This is a genomic window from Campylobacter sp. US33a, from assembly GCF_004378855.1.
In the GTDB taxonomy this organism is placed as follows: Bacteria; Campylobacterota; Campylobacteria; order Campylobacterales; family Campylobacteraceae; genus Campylobacter_D.
In genome coordinates, this window is sequence record NZ_RYYL01000035.1 from 1 (window position 1) to 614 (window position 614).

Below are 614 nucleotides of genomic sequence, written 5' to 3' on the forward strand. Positions count from 1 at the left end.
CGCAAGTGTAGAAAGGATCCATATCTTTTCGCTGTTGTTTTTGGTTGTTATTTATGAAAATTGGCATCGGCTCTGTGATTGTGGATAATCGTGCAAATAAACTAATATTTTGGGCTAGAAATTCCATAGATATCACCCACGATGGCACTCAGCATGGAGAAGTTAGGCTCATCACAAATCTTTTAAACTATAAAGGCTTTAACAAATACCTTAAAGACTACACTTTATATACAAAGCCTAGAACCGTGCATTATGTACGCCGGAATGCTTTCAGTGCAAATTCTAAGATTGTTTATGTGCAAAAAGATTTAGATTATGACGACACCCAAGAGATGATAAAGACCACTAAATATCCAAGATATTATCAAGTTTATTCTGTGAATAATATTTATAAGCAAAATTTTAAAAAGGAGTTTGAAAAGTATAAAAATAGCGCCAGACCTATCTTTTGGTAGATGAGGCGAAGAAAATTTATGAAGATATGAGTAAAGAATTGCAAAATTATCAAGTGAAATTTGAAGAAAATCAAGAAGTGCTTAAGTCTGCAAAAGAGTTTTCGAAAAACAAAATCAAAACAAAAAAACAACCAAAATGTGTTGCAGTGTCCTAATTTA

Annotated in this window: 2 protein-coding genes; both read left to right on the forward strand. The window is 32.2% G+C overall.

Going from position 1 to position 614, the window contains the following annotated elements:
* Positions 1–53: 53 nt before the first annotated feature.
* Complete coding sequence (locus tag ELQ16_RS09785; protein ID WP_134239451.1) at positions 54–455, forward strand: hypothetical protein; 402 nt, start codon at positions 54–56, stop codon at positions 453–455.
* 26 nt (positions 456–481) lie between these two features.
* On the forward strand, positions 482–610 hold the full coding sequence (locus tag ELQ16_RS10455) for a hypothetical protein (RefSeq protein WP_279586270.1): 129 nt from the start codon (positions 482–484) through the stop codon (positions 608–610).
* Positions 611–614 lie beyond the last annotated feature (4 nt).